Origin of the sequence: Natrinema halophilum, from assembly GCF_013402815.2 — an archaeon.
Lineage (GTDB): Archaea > Halobacteriota > Halobacteria > Halobacteriales > Natrialbaceae > Natrinema > Natrinema halophilum.
The window spans coordinates 1,725,172-1,739,141 of the sequence record NZ_CP058601.1 but is presented as its reverse complement, the minus strand read 5'-3'; the positions used below and the strand labels follow the sequence as shown (position 1 = coordinate 1,739,141).

Genomic DNA, 13,970 nt, shown 5'->3' with positions numbered 1-13,970 from the left:
TCACCCGTTGATGGCGCAACTATTCGGCCCCACGGTCAAAAAGGATTGTATCAAACGGTTAGGTCACGCCATCGCCGTCGGGGAGTGTCGTCGTGGCGAGGGACCTGAACGCGATCGACGGAAACCGCAACTCGACCGTACTCGGCTGTCGACCGCTGCTGGTGTCGTCGGATGAGAGCGGGATTCGTTCGATACTGCCTTCGTCCGCGAGTTCGTACAGGAAGCGTTTGACCGTGCCCGCGGTCAGTGAGGACCGATCGGCGATGGCGGCCGCTATCTCGCGGATTGGGCTTCCGGTGGCATCGATTCTGCCGAGTGCGAGCAACACCCCCTGGCGAGTCTCGGAGAGCGCGAGCGGCCGACCGACGTGAACGCTGTCTTCGGGAACGTCGGCGCGAGCCGATTCGAGGTGGTGGGGCTCGATCCGATCCGCATCGTCCTCGGACGCGAGGATTGCGGCCCCGAACAGCGATGCGAGCGCGTCGTGGGCATTTCCGTTCGCCCAGGTGGCGAGTTCGCGGATGGCCTCGTGATCGATCGCGCCCGCCGCGAGTCCGTTCGAAGCGCGATCGGTGATCACGTCTACGAGTTCGTGGTCTCGGTAGGCCGGAACGGAAACGGTTGTGCCTCGGTAATCGTCCGGTTCACGCTGCCCGACGGCGACGGTGGCGACGCTATCCGCGACTGGTGCCAGCAGATCCCGGGCGCGCTGGGCATCGAGCGTCTCGGGTTCGTCGTGGTGGTCTATCGCGACGATCGCACGTCGGTCCGGTCGGGCGAGCCTGTCGCACAGGCGCTCACGCAGTTCGTCCGTGCCGACACCGCTATCCGGGATTCTGTCGCTCGAGATACCGTCGAGAACGGCCCGATAGAAGGCGAACGAGCTCTCGACGTGTCTGCCGTCGACGACGACGAACCACGTCACCGGCTCGGTCCTCCCGGCTCGCGTCGTCGTGCGGATGGCCCGTCTCGATCCGCCGAACTGATCGTTCAACGCGTCGAACAGCGCGACCACGATCGCGGACGTTCCCGACCCCGCCGGACCGACCACTGCGACCGGCGGCGGTAATTCGCCGTCGAAGACCGGTTCGAGCGCATCGAGTAGTTGCTCGAGGATGGAACCGCGCCCGATAGGTTCCGACCGGTGGACGACCGGACTCAGGTAGTCGCGATCGGTGACGACGCGTCTCTCGTGTCGAGTTGACCGCCGCCGATCGATGCGTTCCTGAAGGTTCATTCCCGACCGGGACCCTCCGTTGCGCTCCCGACGAGCGCCGCGTCGAGGACCTCGAGGGTATGAGTAATGTCGTAGCCCGTTCCGTGTTCCATCTGCATCGAGCAGGTCGGACACTCCGTGAGTCCGGTGTCAGCGTTCGCGTCGGCCATGTGCTCGAACATTTCCGACCCGATTTTCATGGAGGTTTCGTAATTCTCGGCTTTCCACCCGTAGGTGCCGGAAATACCCGAACAGGAATCGCCGACGTCGTGGGCGTCGACGCCGTCGATGCGGTCGAGTAGTTCGACAGTCTGGCCGTCGAGGCCCTGATTCCTGGCGTGACAGGGTGCGTGGTAGGCGAACGACAGGTCTTCGTCGACGGTCGTTCCCTCGAGTTCGCTCTCCAGGTCCTCGTGAACTCGGAGGTATTCGACGGCATCCCAGGTGTTCGCGGCCACGTCCTCGATTCCGGCGAGGTCGAACAGTTCGGGGTACTCCTGGCGAAGCGACATCGAACACGAACTGCAGGAGGCGACGATGTCTGCGCCGTCTTCGATGGCCGCGGCGAGTTCGCGGACGTTCGTCTCGGCCGATCGCCGGGCGTCAGCGAGCATCCCGTTGGCGAACATCGGCGTTCCCGAACAGTGCTGGTCGGGCACCACGATCTCGTAGCCGAAGTGTTCGTAGACGCGGACCAGCGACTTCGCCACCTCGGGGGTGTTGTAGTTCGAATAGCAGCCGTGGAAGTAGGCGATACGCTTCTCCTCGTTTCGTGCCTGTTCGTCACCTCGAGCCCCGGGTACCTCCCCCGCTCGCGTTTTCGAGACGGCGCCGCCTCGCCTTTCTCGGGCCTCCTGCGCTCGTTTTTTCGAGGCGGCGTGGCCGCCTCGCCTTTCCCACCACTCTCGGAAGGTCTCGGTCGCGAAGGACGGAAACTCTCGCTCGCTCGTGATTCCGAGGAGTTTCTCGCCCAGCCACTGCGTCACAGAAAGCCCCATCACGAAGTTCGTCGTCCGCGGGAACATCGACCCGAGCGGGGCGAGTCGCCGGTAGTTCGCCAGAATCCGGTTTCGAACGTATTCCCTGGAGAACGTGTCCATCTGTTCGTCGACGTACTCCCCTCGAGCGGTGTTGTGCATCTGCGAAAGGGGGACGTCGGACGGACAGGCGCTATCGCAGCGCATGCAGTTCGAACACTTCATCACCGACTCGTCGACGTCGTGGTCGTCCTGCCGTTTGAGTCGCCACTGCTCTGGACCCTGAAACTTCGGGCCCGGGAACTCGTCGTCGACTTCCGCGACGGGGCAGTTCGTATCGCAGGTCGAGCACTTGTAGCAGTTGTCTGCACCCGGTCGGAGGTCCATCTCCTCGGCCTCCGGGAAGACCTGGATCGGTTCGAACTCGTCGGTCGTCGCGTCGTCGGTCGGTCCGTGTGCGTCGCTCATCGAATCACCTGAGTCAATCGGTCGTCGGTCGGTTCGCTTGCTCGTCGCTCGACACTGCTGTCCGGTTCGCTTGCTCGTTGTTCGACACTGCTGTCCGGTTCGCTTGCTCGTCGCTCGACGCCGATGCTCGAGCGGGTCGGTTCTGCGGTCATTCTCCGCCCTCCCCGCCGGCGCGTTGACCAGCGAAATAGCCCGTCGCGAGCGAGACGCCGGCCCCGGATTTTTCGGCTGCGAAGTCGGAGCCGCCGACGACCGCTCCAGCCGCGCGCAGGTTCGAAAATTCGGGATCGCCGACCGCGTCGAGCGGGCGGAGATCACGGTCGACCGAGAGGCCGAACTTCGGGTACGGCTGGTCGCCGAAGGCGTCGTCGACGAACCAGTCGTAGCGGTCCGACGGGTGTGAAACGTGACAGTCGAAGATCGGCTCGTACACCCGTTCGCGCTCCGATTTGACCCCCTTCCCGACCAGCCCGCCCGTCGCGAGCACGTACTGGTCGGCGCGGTGGGGGATCTTGCTCCCGTTTCGGTCCACGACGACGTGGTCGATCCGACCGGAATCGCCGACTGCGTGTTCGAAGTCGATTACCGGAACGCCCGTAGTCACCCGCACGCCGGCGTCCTCGAGCGCGTCGAAAAGCAGGTCCTCGAGCCGCATGCCGGGTAGGCTCGGCGGTCCCGTGGGAACCTCGAAGACCGAGACGCCGAGTTGATCCGCGAGGTCGGCCCTGACCTCGGCGACACGTTCGTCGCCGAGGATCGCGGGGAAGCCGACGCGGGCCTCGGTTTCGAGCTGGTCCCGAACGATGTCGGCGAGCGCCTCGCGTGCGGTGGCCTTGCCGCGTTCCGTTCGAACGGTCTCCGGCCTGCCGAGGAGGTGGGCGTATCGCGTTCGCTTCGCGTCGTCCCGGGCGATGCCCGGGAACCGAACCGTGACCCCGCGGGCCTCAAAGGGGACACCCGCGGCCTCGAGATGGGCCGCTGCGAGCGGTGCGTCGAAGTCGGGGAGCCGTTCGAAGCCGACGAAGAGCGTGTCGCGGTCGTCGCTCGCGAGTCCGGCCGCGGTCGACGCCGGATACCTGGCGGTCGGTTTGATGCTCCCGGCGGCGGTCGGAACGAGCGCGTTCGCGTCGGTGTGGCCGCCCTCGTATGCATCGCCCGTCATGTCGTCGAAAAACGAGATCGCCTCGCGGACCGTCTCGAGGCCAACTCGTTCGTACGGGTGGCCCTCGGCGAGGCCTTCGATGGCGTCGAACGGATTCGCGAGGGGGCCGTCGCCAGCCGGGGTGTAGCCCAGCACGTCGATCAGCCCGCTGGCGTGGCGGAGCGTGCTCTGTTTGGCCGAGACGAGTCGAACTCGTCCGCCCCCTTCAGCCGCGGCGATCGCAGCGGTCGCGCCCGCCAGTCCGCCGCCGATGACGAGGACGTCGTCTTCGATCGCCATTCAGCGGACCACCCTGGGTCCGTCGCCCTGGTCTTCGTTCGGTTGACCGTCGTCGAAGGCGTCGAAATCGAGCACGTCGGCGTCGTTTGCCGGATCGCGATCCCGGTTCATCGTCGTCGCGTGGAGCGCGTAGTTGAGCATCGCCTGGGAGAGCTGTTCACCCCACAGCGCGTGGCGCTGGCCCTTCCAGCGCTCTCGAAACAGTTCGTCGTAGGCCTCGCGGACCGTCGGTTTGTCGTACGCGGGGTGGAGTTCGCTCGCCATGGCGGAACAGCAAAAGCCGCCCTGGCAGTTGCCCATCGAGGCACGCGTCCTGATGCGAACCGCGTTCAGATCCGCCCCTGACTGCGAGACGGCGTCCTGTATCTCGGCGCGCGTGACGCCCTCACACTCGCAAACGACCGGGTTCGGTTCGTCAGTCTCGAGGACCTCGCGCGCTCGGCTCCCGAGACGTTGTGTACTCCGACGGGCGATCGGCGACCTGAGGCCGAAGTCGTCCATCCCCTGCTCCAGGACCGCCCCGTTCTCGCTGCCCGGCAGCGGCTCGTCGGCAGTCGAACAGGAGGTGGACACGCCGAGCGTTTCGCAGACGTGGTCGGAAATCTCCTCGGCCATCGCTCGGTAGGTGGTGAACTTTCCGCCGACGATGCTCGACATCCCCGAGACCCCGTCGCGTTCGGTGTGATCGAGTAAAAAGAAGTCCCGCGTGATGTCGGTCGGATCTTCGGTACCGGTCCCCGGCGGTTCGTACAGCGGGCGTACGCCCCAGAACGAGCGAATCGTTCGGGCCTCCTCGAGTATGGGGACGAGTTCGGAGAGGGTGTCGATCATCGCATCGACCTCCCATTGCTCTTCGGGGTAGTCGTCGGGATCCGAAACCTCCTCGTCTGTCGTCCCGAGGATAGCAGTCGTCTCGTGGGGTACGACGATGTCGGCGTCGCCTTTCGGCCGACAGCGATTGATGACCGTGTCGACCTGTCGGACGTTCATGATCGTCATCACGCCCTTGGAGGGTCTGACCTCGATCTCGAGGTCGGCCATCGAGCCGATCTGGCCGGCCCACGCGCCGGTCGCGTTGACCACGTACTCGGCGGTTATCTCCTCGGTCGTACCGGTTGGCTCGCTCGCGCGCTTTCCGGGGCCCGAGCCGTGTCGAACCTCGACGCCGTAGATATCGCTGCCGTCTCGCAGGAGATCGATCACTTCGGCGTGCGTCTCTACGCGTGCGCCGTGTGCTTCGGCGTCGATGGCGTTCGCGACGCAGAGCCGGAACGGATCGATCGCACCGTCGGGGACCTCGATCGCCCGTTTCACGTCGTCGGCCAGATATGGTTCGATTTCGCGAGCCTGCGACCCCGAGAGGACGCGGGCGGGGATTCCACACGCGTTGCAGCCCTCGAGTTTCTCTCGAAAGTAGTCGTCCGGGTCTTCGGGTCGCTGGACGAACAGGCCGCCGGTCATCTCGACGCAGTGGCCGGCGATTTCCCGCAGAACCTCGTTTTCTTCGATGCACTCGCGGGCACTGGCCCGGTCGGAGACGGCATACCGGCCGCCGCTGTGCAACAGACCGTGCATACGCCCCGTCGTGCCGTCCGTGAGGGTGCCGCGTTCGACGAGCGTGACCTCGAGGCCGCGCATCGCCAGATCGCGCGCGATGCCACAGCCGGTCGAACCGCCGCCGAGCACGAGAACCTCGGTATCGCGTCCCATTCCTTCACCGGCCTCTATGGGCAGGCGCACCTTTATTTTATCGGCGGTTCGGTAACCGTCCATAACAATCGTCTAATCGGCGTTGTCTGTCGAGCTGAGAATCGCCGACGATGCCGTGTCGGAATGAGTTACACTCCCAGTATCGCGTGATACAGCGCATTTTACGACTTCCCATTCGTTATTTATTATAAAATATCACTTACGAGTTCGGCAACATTTATAATGATCGTAATAATTGTTTACCAGTATCACGCGACCGCCAGTAAAGGCGATGCGTGGCGATCAACATCGGGTGACAGCAAGTGACAGACACTACATACGTCGGCGCAGTAGATCAGGGAACGACCGGGACCCGTTTCATCGTGTTCGACCACGGCGGGCAGGTCGTCGCGAACGCATACGAGAAACACGAACAGATCTATCCAGAGCCAGGCTGGGTCGAACACGACCCGATGGAGATCTGGGAGAACACCAAAGACGTCATCACGCAGGCGCTCGCCCAGGCGGGCATCAGCCCCGACCAACTCGCCGCTATCGGCGTGACCAACCAGCGTGAAACGACGCTGTTGTGGGACGCAGACTCCGGTAAACCCGTTCACAACGCGATCGTCTGGCAGGATCGCCGGACGACGGACCGAGTCGAGGAACTCGAAGCGGACGGCCAGGTCGAGACCATCCGTGCAAAGACCGGCCTCGAGGCGGACGCCTACTTCTCGGCGACGAAAGCCGAGTGGCTACTCGACAACGCCGATCCGATCAAACTCGAACGGACGCGCCCGGAGGACATCCGCGACCGCGCGGAGAAGGGCGAAGTCATGTTCGGTACGATCGATACGTGGTTGATCTACAACCTCACGGGCCAGCACATCACCGAAGTCACGAACGCCTCGCGGACGATGCTGTACAACATCCACGACCTCGAGTGGGACGACGAGCTCCTCGCCGAGTTCGACGTTCCGGCGGCGATGCTGCCAGAGGTGCGTCCCTCGAGCGACGACGCGACCTACGGCTCGACCGATCCCGAGGGGTTCCTCGAAGCCGAGATCCCGATCGCGGGAGCGCTGGGCGACCAGCAGGCAGCCCTGTTCGGCCAGACCTGTTTCGACGCCGGCGACGCGAAGAACACCTACGGAACCGGTTCGTTCTTCCTGATGAACACCGGTAACGAGGCCGTCGAATCCGATCACGGCCTCCTGACGACGATCGGCTTCCAGCGCGCCGGCGAGGAGGTCCAGTACGCCCTCGAAGGGTCGATCTTCATCACCGGCGCCGCAATCGAGTGGCTCGAGGACATGACGTTGATCGACGATCCGGCCGAGACCGCGGAGCTCGCCCGGAGCGTCGACTCGACGGACGGCGTCTACGTCGTCCCCGCCTTTACGGGTCTTGGCGCGCCCCACTGGGACCAGCGCGCACGCGGTACCATCGTCGGGATGACCCGCGGGACTCGCAAAGAACATCTCGTCCGCGCGACGCTCGAGTCGATCGCGTACCAGACGCGGGACGTGGCCGAGGCGATGGAGGCCGACTCCGGTATCGAGATGCGTTCGCTCAAGGTCGACGGCGGCGCGGTGAAGAACAACTACCTCTGTCAACTCCAGTCCGACATCATCGGCTCGGATATCGTCCGGCCGGTCGTCGACGAGACGACGGCGCTGGGCTCGGCCTACGCAGCCGGGCTCGCCGTCGGCTACTGGAGCGATCCTGACGAGTTGCGCAGCAACTGGCAGGTCGACGCGGAGTTCGAATCCGAGATGGACCGCGACGAGGCCGACCGGCGATACGATCGCTGGTCGGAAGCCGTCGACCGATCGCGGGACTGGGCACGGGACGGTGGAGAGGGATGACGTTTCAGGTGTTCCTTCAGCTCCCCGTCATCGGCATGGAGCTGGAAGCGTTCGTTCTCCTCCTGATCGCCGCGCTCGCCGGCGGTGCGTTCGGTGCGGCCCTCGGCGCACTGCCCGCGTTCGTCTTCACCGGCTTCGTCGTCTTCCTCGGCGAGGGACTGGCCGTCCTCGAGGGCGAACTCGGCGGTCTCGAGGCCGTTGGCGCCGGTGACATCGCGACCGGCATCACCGGCACGATCGGCTTCGGCGCGGTGACCGGCCCCCATATCGCCTTCGCTGGCGGTGTCGCTGCGACGGCGTACGCCGGGCGAAAGTATCCCCAAATGGAACCCGACGACTGGGACTACCACTTCGGGAAGGACATCCTGTACGCGTTCGGGACCAAACCCGACATCCTCGCGGTCGGTGCGATCTTCGGCGCACTCGGGATGATCATCACTCAGGTTATGACCGGCCTCGGGTTCCCGACGGACAACATCGCGCTCTCGGTCGTGGCGACGGCCTTCCTCGCGCGACTCGTCTTCGGCTATCCGCTCGTCGGCAAGGTCGGCGGCTCGAGCCTTCTCGACATGACGCCGTTCGAACGAGAGGAGAAGCGCTTCGCGGCCGATGGCGGCACCGAGACTGAGCGACTGGCGACCGAGCCGTGGCTGCCCCACCAGTACGAGTGGTCCGGCGTCACCGCCATCGGCATCGTCGGCGGGATCCTCGGCGGCTTCATCTGGCTCGAGACCGGGAGCATTTTCATGGGCTATGCGATTTCGGCGATGAGCCTGCTCTTTCTCAATCTCGGTGTCGAGAAGATCCCGGTCACCCACCACATCACGCTGCTGGGTGCCGTCGGAGCGGTCATCGCGATGCCCACCGTCGGGAGCGAGCCGATCGTGTTGCTCGTCGCCGGCGCGTTCGGCGCGATCAGCGGCCTTCTCGGTGAAGTGAGCCAGCGCGTATTCTACTCCCACTCGGGGACGCACGTCGATCCGCCGGCGATGGCGATCGCGGAGTTCATGTTCGTTCTCGGCGTCCTCTACCTGATCGGAGTTCTTCCGAACGCGGGCTACCTCGGATTGTGAACTCCCCGATCGAATTTTTCTTCCGCCCCGAAGACCGACCGGCTCTTCCGTTTTCGAACCGATTCCCGCGATCTGTGCGTTCGAACCGACTCCTTTAGGTCCTCGAGCCCTCGAGTGACGCTATGGCCGCCGATCCGCCGCTCGTTCTCGATATCGACGGTACCTTGACCCGCCCCGAAGGCTGGGGGATCGATTCGCGCGTTTTCGACCCGCTGCGCGAGTGGGATGCACCGGTGGTGATCGCAACTGGGAAGGCCTTCCCGTACCCCGTCGCGCTCTGTCACTTCGTCGCCATTCCCGAACTGGTCGTCGCCGAAAACGGCGGCGTCGTCTACACCGGAGACGACGTTTTCTTCACCGCCGATCGCGAGGCTGCCCAGGCCGTCACCGAGGAGTACCGAGCCGCGGGCTACGATCTCGGCTGGGGGGACGAAGACACCGTCAATCGCTGGCGGGAGACCGAAATCGCCGTCAATCTCGAGCAGCCGATCGAACCGCTACGAGACATCGCCGCCGAACACGGCCTCGAGGTGATCGACACCGGCTACGCCTACCACGTCAAGGACGCCGATCCGAACAAGGGCGACGGCGTCGTGACGATCGCCGATCACGTCGGCATCGACCTGGATGACTGCGTCGCCGTCGGCGACTCGATCAACGACGTCTCGACGTTCGAAGCGGTCGGCCGGAGCTTCGCGGTCGCGAACGCAGACGAGCCGGCGACGAGGGCCGCTGACGAAGTACTCGACGACGTTCACGCCGATGCCACGCTCGCAGTCCTCGAGCGGATTCGCGGAACGAAGTAGGGAACCGAAACCGGCACCAGTCATCCCGTTTCCGACAGAGTCGGTTACAGCGGCAGTTTTCGACGGCTATCCTCAGAACGCGGTTGGTGACCGACACATCGGTTGACTGAGGTATTTTCGGACTGCCGGGACCAGCACTATGCATGTTGATATCGAACGATTGACGACATGGCCGACGATGCCGACGGCCCGGTTTACTACGTCATAAGCGATCTCCACATCGGGGGTGACGAGCAACTGGGGCAGGTGGACTTCCTCGACGAATTGCTCGACTTTCTCGAGCGTCTGGAGGCGGTCAACGAAGACGCGGAGTTGCTCATCAACGGCGATGCGTTCGGTCTCTGGGAGTTCACCGAGATCGACGGACTGGAGAAATTCGACGTTCTAACGGAGAGCTATCCGGAGTTATTCGAACAGTTGCGCGCGACCGGCGAATCGATTCCGATCACGCTGTTGCCGGGCAACCACGATAGCGATCTCGCCGCGTACGACGAGTATGTCAGTCGATTAGCCGAGTACAACGTCGATCTCGTGCAGGCCGAGTCACTTACTCGGCGGGTCGGTGATCGGACGATCTGGTTCGAACACGGACACCAGCGAGATCCCAACAACCGATTCGAAGATTTCGGCAATCCGTACGAGACACCGATGGGATACTTCTACAATACCCACGTCACGAGCCGAGCAGGTCGGCTGTCCGAACGAGGGCGGTACAACTGGCTGAAGGATCTTCAGGCCGTCACGCCGACCGAGCGCGTTCCTCACTGGCTCCTCTCGAAGTACTTTTACCGCGAAATGAATCCCCTCTTGCGGTACGCCGTGATCCCGTTTCTATTACTGTTCAACATCAGCGTCATTCTCGCGGTGCTGGCGGGGTTAGATATGGCTGGCATCTGGACGATGCCGGTTGAGACGGCGGATGCGGTGTTCGCCCGACTGGGCCTGGTTGGAGAGGTCGTTCACTTCGTCCTCGTCGTCAACGCAGCGGTCGCCGGCGTGATCCTTCTCGTTGCGATTCCTGTGTACTTCGTCATCCGAGACGTCGGGGAGACCGTCGATCGGTTCGGCATTTCCGAGACGGACCTCACGGTCGACCCCGACGAGCCGTACGTGGAAGCTGCCCGCAAGGTGTTCGCCGATCGGCCGGAGACAGCAATTTTCTGTTATGGCCACACCCACCGCCCGACGGTGATCGAGGTCGAAGACAGGGTGCTCGTCAATACAGGGACGTGGCTCAAGCGTCTCCACCGTCGTGACGTCGTCGCTGGAATTCTCCCGCCGGTGTTCTATCCGTCGTATCAGCTCTGTGTCGTCCGTATCGCGTCTGTTTCCGACGGCGTCGCGGTCGAGTACGAGCAGGTAGAGAAGGCAGACCCCGGCGCGGAGGAAATCTCTCTCGTCGAACGCCTTCTCACGCTGGGCCGGGAACCAGATCCGGAATTACCCGATCGTTCGGTCGTCACCGGCACGCGACCCGAATACCCTCCCGATGTGAACGACTGAGCAAAATTTCCGTTCCGGTGACTACTCGATCTCTGTCCATCCACACCCCATACGGTAGGGCGACGCGGTCCGCACGTCGTTATTTCGCCCCATCGCTCGAGTCGCCATCGTTCGAGCCGTCGGTTACCTCTTCGGTTTCGGATTCGGCCGAGGACTGCACGTCGTCCATGTCGAACGACGAACCGATCGCGTCTTCGTCGATCGCGCGGTTGAGCGTCTCCGATTCGGTTACCGCGCTCAGTCCGTTCTCTTCGACTGCGGATTTGACTTCGCCGGCGTCGATCGCCGAGTCGACGTCGTTTGCGTTCGTGGACGATTTGAGCGCGCGCCGAACGACGAGGTATCCCGCGAGCGCGGCGCCGCCCGTGGCGACCGCCCCCGGGACTCCGTAGCGTTTGTAGCCGAATTTGACCGCTTTTTTGCCGACCGTGTAGGCGCCAATCATATCCGAACTAACGTTGGGAACGGGCAAGAGGTCGGGGCTTTCGTACGAAGCGAGCGGCCGGCCCATATCGGAGTAGAAGATCGGTGAACGCCACGGCCGGCAGTCGATCCGTTCGGCGAAACGCTTCTCCGAACCCTTTTACCGGCCTTCGCGTAAGTCGACGTATGGCCTCGCTGCAGGTGGTTGCTGCCGCGCTTCTGGGGTATGCTGTCGTATTCGGCTGTAGCGTGACTGTGTACCGAGATGCGGTGCGACTCGATATCTCGAGACCCCGTTTCTGGGCGGGGTTCGTCTTCGTCACGTGTGGCGCCGGACTGGGGCTTTTCCTCTCTTCGCTGGACGTGCCAATTCCGGGGTTGCTCGTTATCGTGCTCGCGGGGCCGGCGCTGTACCTGTTCGAACGCGACGATACGAAGCACGGCGACGAACCCGCCGACCCGCATTCGCTGCCGAACGCGCCGACGAGCGAGTCCCCAAGCGACCGCAGCGGCGAGGAGTAGGCGCCCTCGCGCCCGTCTTCGCACGGCCTGGATACCAATTGAGAGCCGCTATTATCCTCGAGCCGCTGTTGACATAGCAGATATTACCATCGGGCCGATATCACCCGCGAAGACACCACCCGCGAACCGAGACACCACACACCTTTTGCCCGCGCCGGTCCAACGGCCGTCAAATGAGTAACTCCGCGAACTCCGCCGATGGCGCAACCGCCGATACGACGGCCGACGCCGCCTCCGACGGCGACGACGACGGCGGGCCGGCACAGGTCTCGAGCCCGGACTATCACAGCGAGAACCATACGGCGGCCCAGACCTGCGGCTGGACGGCGAACGCCCTGCGCGGCGAGGGCAAGTGCTACAAGAACATCTTCTACGGAATCGAGTCACACCGTTGCATCCAGATGACGCCCGTGGTTCGGTGTAACGAGCGCTGCGTTTTCTGCTGGCGCGATCACAACGGCCACGCCTACGAAATGGACGACGTCGAGTGGGACGACCCCGAAGCGGTCGTCGACGCGTCGATCGAACTGCAAAAAAAGCTCCTTTCGGGCTTTGGCGGAAACGACGAAGTTCCCCGCGAGGTATTCGATCAGGCGATGGAACCGCGCCACGTCGCTATCTCGCTGGACGGCGAGCCGACGCTCTATCCCTACCTCCCCGAACTCATCGATGCCTTCCACGACCGCGACATCACCACGTTTCTCGTCTCGAACGGCACACGACCCGAGGTCCTCCGGGAGTGCGATCCCACGCAGCTGTACGTCAGCGTCGACGCCCCCGAACGCCACACGTTCGACCAGGTCGTCGGTGCGATGGAAGACGACGCCTGGGAGAACCTCCTCGAGACGATGGCCGTCCTCGCCGACAAGGACGAAACCCGAACCGTTCTCCGGACGACCCTCGTCGACGGGGAAAACATGCACCACCCCGACTGGTACGCCGGCTTCTACCAGCAGGCCGATCCCGATTTCATCGAACTGAAAGCGTACATGCACGTCGGCCACTCGCAGGGGCGACTCGACCGCTCCGCGATGCCCGACCACGAGGCGGTCGTCGAATTCGCGGAGTCGGTGGGTGAGCACATGCCCGAGTTCACGGAGGTCAAGGGCGTGCCCGCTTCCCGCGTTGCATTGCTTACGAAGACAACCGACACCTGGGTCCCGAAACTGAAGAAGGACAGCGAATTTTGGGAGCGCGATTCCGTCACCGGCGCGTAAACGCCCGTTCTCGATCCGAACCAGTCTGCTCCGTTCGTCCGTCGTCGGGAGTATTGCGTCGACGCCGATAGTGGCCGCCGCTTCGCGTATATCGGTCGTTGAAACGATTTCTCCACCGCTTGCGCTGCTGGGGCCAGCGAGTTCTCGCTGGCCGCGAATTCGCAACACGTTCGTGAGCGATCTGAGAGGTGCAGTGGAGACATGCGATTCGATGGCCAGAATGGGAGAGCCGCGTTCACGTGTCTTGAAGTAGGTGCAAATCGAGAGTCGAACGGATGACAGCAGAGTCACCGCACGGATTTTCTGACCTGATAGGCCTGGATTTCACCGACGTCGAGGCGGGATACAGTCGCGGAACGATCGAAGTGTCCGACGAATTGATGAACCCAAACGGTGTACTCCACGGGGGCGTCCTCTATACGTTAGCGGATAGCGGAATGGGGGCGGCGCTTTACGCCGAACTCGCCGAGGACCAGCAGTGTGCGACGATCGAAATCAAGATCAACTACCTGAAGCCGGTCCGGACCGGTCGCGTGACGTGCGAAACGACCCTCGAAAAGAACGGCCGCACTGTCGCGTATCTCGAATCGGAACTCGTCAACGACGGGAAGACGGTCGCCCGAGCGACCGGTTCGTTTTCGATTTTTACCCCCTGACAGCCACGGTATCGAGTTGCGGTCCACACGACGAGCCGGTACTATGTTCTCAATAGAACACTCCTAGAAACGTATTACTACCCAGGCCGTTGAAAATATCTTCAAAAGAAC

13 protein-coding genes are annotated in these 13,970 nt (G+C 63.4%); 7 read left to right on the top strand and 6 right to left on the bottom strand.

Going from position 1 to position 13,970, the window contains the following annotated elements; genetic code table 11:
• Window positions 1-58 precede the first annotated feature (58 nt).
• The 5 genes from HYG82_RS29290 to glpA are packed head-to-tail and all read right to left on the bottom strand — an operon-like array spanning window position 59 to window position 5,812.
• The gene (locus HYG82_RS29290; protein ID WP_179260608.1) at window positions 59-1,237 is read right to left on the bottom strand and encodes a Cdc6/Cdc18 family protein; all 1,179 of its coding nucleotides are present in this window, start codon (window positions 1,235-1,237) and stop codon (window positions 59-61) included.
• The gene (locus HYG82_RS29285; protein ID WP_179260607.1) at window positions 1,234-2,661 is read right to left on the bottom strand and encodes an anaerobic glycerol-3-phosphate dehydrogenase subunit C; all 1,428 of its coding nucleotides are present in this window, start codon (window positions 2,659-2,661) and stop codon (window positions 1,234-1,236) included. Before HYG82_RS29285 ends, HYG82_RS29290 begins: the two co-directional genes overlap by 4 nt.
• Window positions 2,658-2,813, bottom strand: a complete 156-nt coding sequence (locus HYG82_RS29280) for a hypothetical protein (RefSeq protein WP_179260606.1) — start codon at window positions 2,811-2,813, stop codon at window positions 2,658-2,660. Before HYG82_RS29280 ends, HYG82_RS29285 begins: the two co-directional genes overlap by 4 nt.
• Window positions 2,810-4,102 (bottom strand): glycerol-3-phosphate dehydrogenase subunit GlpB, encoded by a 1,293-nt coding sequence (gene glpB, locus HYG82_RS29275; RefSeq protein WP_179260605.1) that lies wholly within the window; start codon window positions 4,100-4,102, stop codon window positions 2,810-2,812. Before glpB ends, HYG82_RS29280 begins: the two co-directional genes overlap by 4 nt.
• Window positions 4,103-5,812: an anaerobic glycerol-3-phosphate dehydrogenase subunit GlpA gene (glpA, locus tag HYG82_RS29270; RefSeq protein WP_179260604.1), complete on the bottom strand. Its 1,710-nt coding sequence runs from the start codon at window positions 5,810-5,812 to the stop codon at window positions 4,103-4,105.
• 302 nt (window positions 5,813-6,114) lie between these two features.
• On the opposite strand from glpA, the gene glpK reads away from it, so the two are divergent.
• The 4 genes from glpK (at window position 6,115) to HYG82_RS29250 (ending at window position 11,041) form a co-directional block, all read left to right on the top strand.
• Complete coding sequence (gene glpK, locus HYG82_RS29265) at window positions 6,115-7,659, top strand: glycerol kinase GlpK (protein ID WP_179260603.1); 1,545 nt, start codon at window positions 6,115-6,117, stop codon at window positions 7,657-7,659.
• On the top strand, window positions 7,656-8,732 hold the full coding sequence (locus tag HYG82_RS29260) for a DUF7973 family transport facilitator (protein ID WP_179260602.1): 1,077 nt from the start codon (window positions 7,656-7,658) through the stop codon (window positions 8,730-8,732). Before glpK ends, HYG82_RS29260 begins: the two co-directional genes overlap by 4 nt.
• A gap of 122 nt (window positions 8,733-8,854) precedes the next feature.
• Window positions 8,855-9,538, top strand: a complete 684-nt coding sequence (locus tag HYG82_RS29255) for an HAD-IIB family hydrolase (protein WP_179260601.1) — start codon at window positions 8,855-8,857, stop codon at window positions 9,536-9,538.
• Between the two features lie 168 nt (window positions 9,539-9,706).
• Window positions 9,707-11,041 (top strand): metallophosphoesterase, encoded by a 1,335-nt coding sequence (locus HYG82_RS29250; RefSeq protein ID WP_179260600.1) that lies wholly within the window; start codon window positions 9,707-9,709, stop codon window positions 11,039-11,041.
• A gap of 79 nt (window positions 11,042-11,120) precedes the next feature.
• On the opposite strand, the gene HYG82_RS29245 is transcribed toward HYG82_RS29250, so the two are convergent.
• A complete protein-coding gene (locus HYG82_RS29245; RefSeq protein WP_179260599.1) occupies window positions 11,121-11,486 on the bottom strand; it encodes a hypothetical protein in 366 nt (121 codons plus the stop codon).
• Window positions 11,487-11,650: 164 nt separating this feature from the next.
• Here HYG82_RS29245 and HYG82_RS29240 point away from each other — a divergent pair, with 164 nt between their 5' ends.
• The 3 genes from HYG82_RS29240 (at window position 11,651) to HYG82_RS29230 (ending at window position 13,859) form a co-directional block, all read left to right on the top strand.
• Entirely contained in the window at window positions 11,651-11,986 is a 336-nt protein-coding gene (locus HYG82_RS29240) for a hypothetical protein (RefSeq protein WP_179260598.1), read from the top strand.
• 173 nt (window positions 11,987-12,159) lie between these two features.
• Window positions 12,160-13,203, top strand: a complete 1,044-nt coding sequence (twy1, locus tag HYG82_RS29235; RefSeq protein ID WP_179260597.1) for a 4-demethylwyosine synthase TYW1 — start codon at window positions 12,160-12,162, stop codon at window positions 13,201-13,203.
• A gap of 275 nt (window positions 13,204-13,478) precedes the next feature.
• On the top strand, window positions 13,479-13,859 hold the full coding sequence (locus HYG82_RS29230; protein WP_179260596.1) for a PaaI family thioesterase: 381 nt from the start codon (window positions 13,479-13,481) through the stop codon (window positions 13,857-13,859).
• The last annotated feature ends 111 nt before the right edge of the window (window positions 13,860-13,970 follow it).

Coding starts and splice junctions, on each gene's coding strand:
- HYG82_RS29290 (WP_179260608.1), bottom strand. CDS start 1,237: ATGAACCTTCAGGAACGCATCGATCGGCGGCGGTCAACTCGACACGAG.
- HYG82_RS29285 (WP_179260607.1), bottom strand. CDS start 2,661: ATGAGCGACGCACACGGACCGACCGACGACGCGACGACCGACGAGTTC.
- HYG82_RS29280 (WP_179260606.1), bottom strand. CDS start 2,813: ATGACCGCAGAACCGACCCGCTCGAGCATCGGCGTCGAGCGACGAGCA.
- glpB (WP_179260605.1), bottom strand. CDS start 4,102: ATGGCGATCGAAGACGACGTCCTCGTCATCGGCGGCGGACTGGCGGGC.
- glpA (WP_179260604.1), bottom strand. CDS start 5,812: ATGGGACGCGATACCGAGGTTCTCGTGCTCGGCGGCGGTTCGACCGGC.
- HYG82_RS29260 (WP_179260602.1), top strand. CDS start 7,656: ATGACGTTTCAGGTGTTCCTTCAGCTCCCCGTCATCGGCATGGAGCTG.
- HYG82_RS29255 (WP_179260601.1), top strand. CDS start 8,855: ATGGCCGCCGATCCGCCGCTCGTTCTCGATATCGACGGTACCTTGACC.
- HYG82_RS29250 (WP_179260600.1), top strand. CDS start 9,707: ATGGCCGACGATGCCGACGGCCCGGTTTACTACGTCATAAGCGATCTC.
- HYG82_RS29245 (WP_179260599.1), bottom strand. CDS start 11,486: ATGATTGGCGCCTACACGGTCGGCAAAAAAGCGGTCAAATTCGGCTAC.
- HYG82_RS29240 (WP_179260598.1), top strand. CDS start 11,651: ATGGCCTCGCTGCAGGTGGTTGCTGCCGCGCTTCTGGGGTATGCTGTC.
- twy1 (WP_179260597.1), top strand. CDS start 12,160: ATGAGTAACTCCGCGAACTCCGCCGATGGCGCAACCGCCGATACGACG.
- HYG82_RS29230 (WP_179260596.1), top strand. CDS start 13,479: ATGACAGCAGAGTCACCGCACGGATTTTCTGACCTGATAGGCCTGGAT.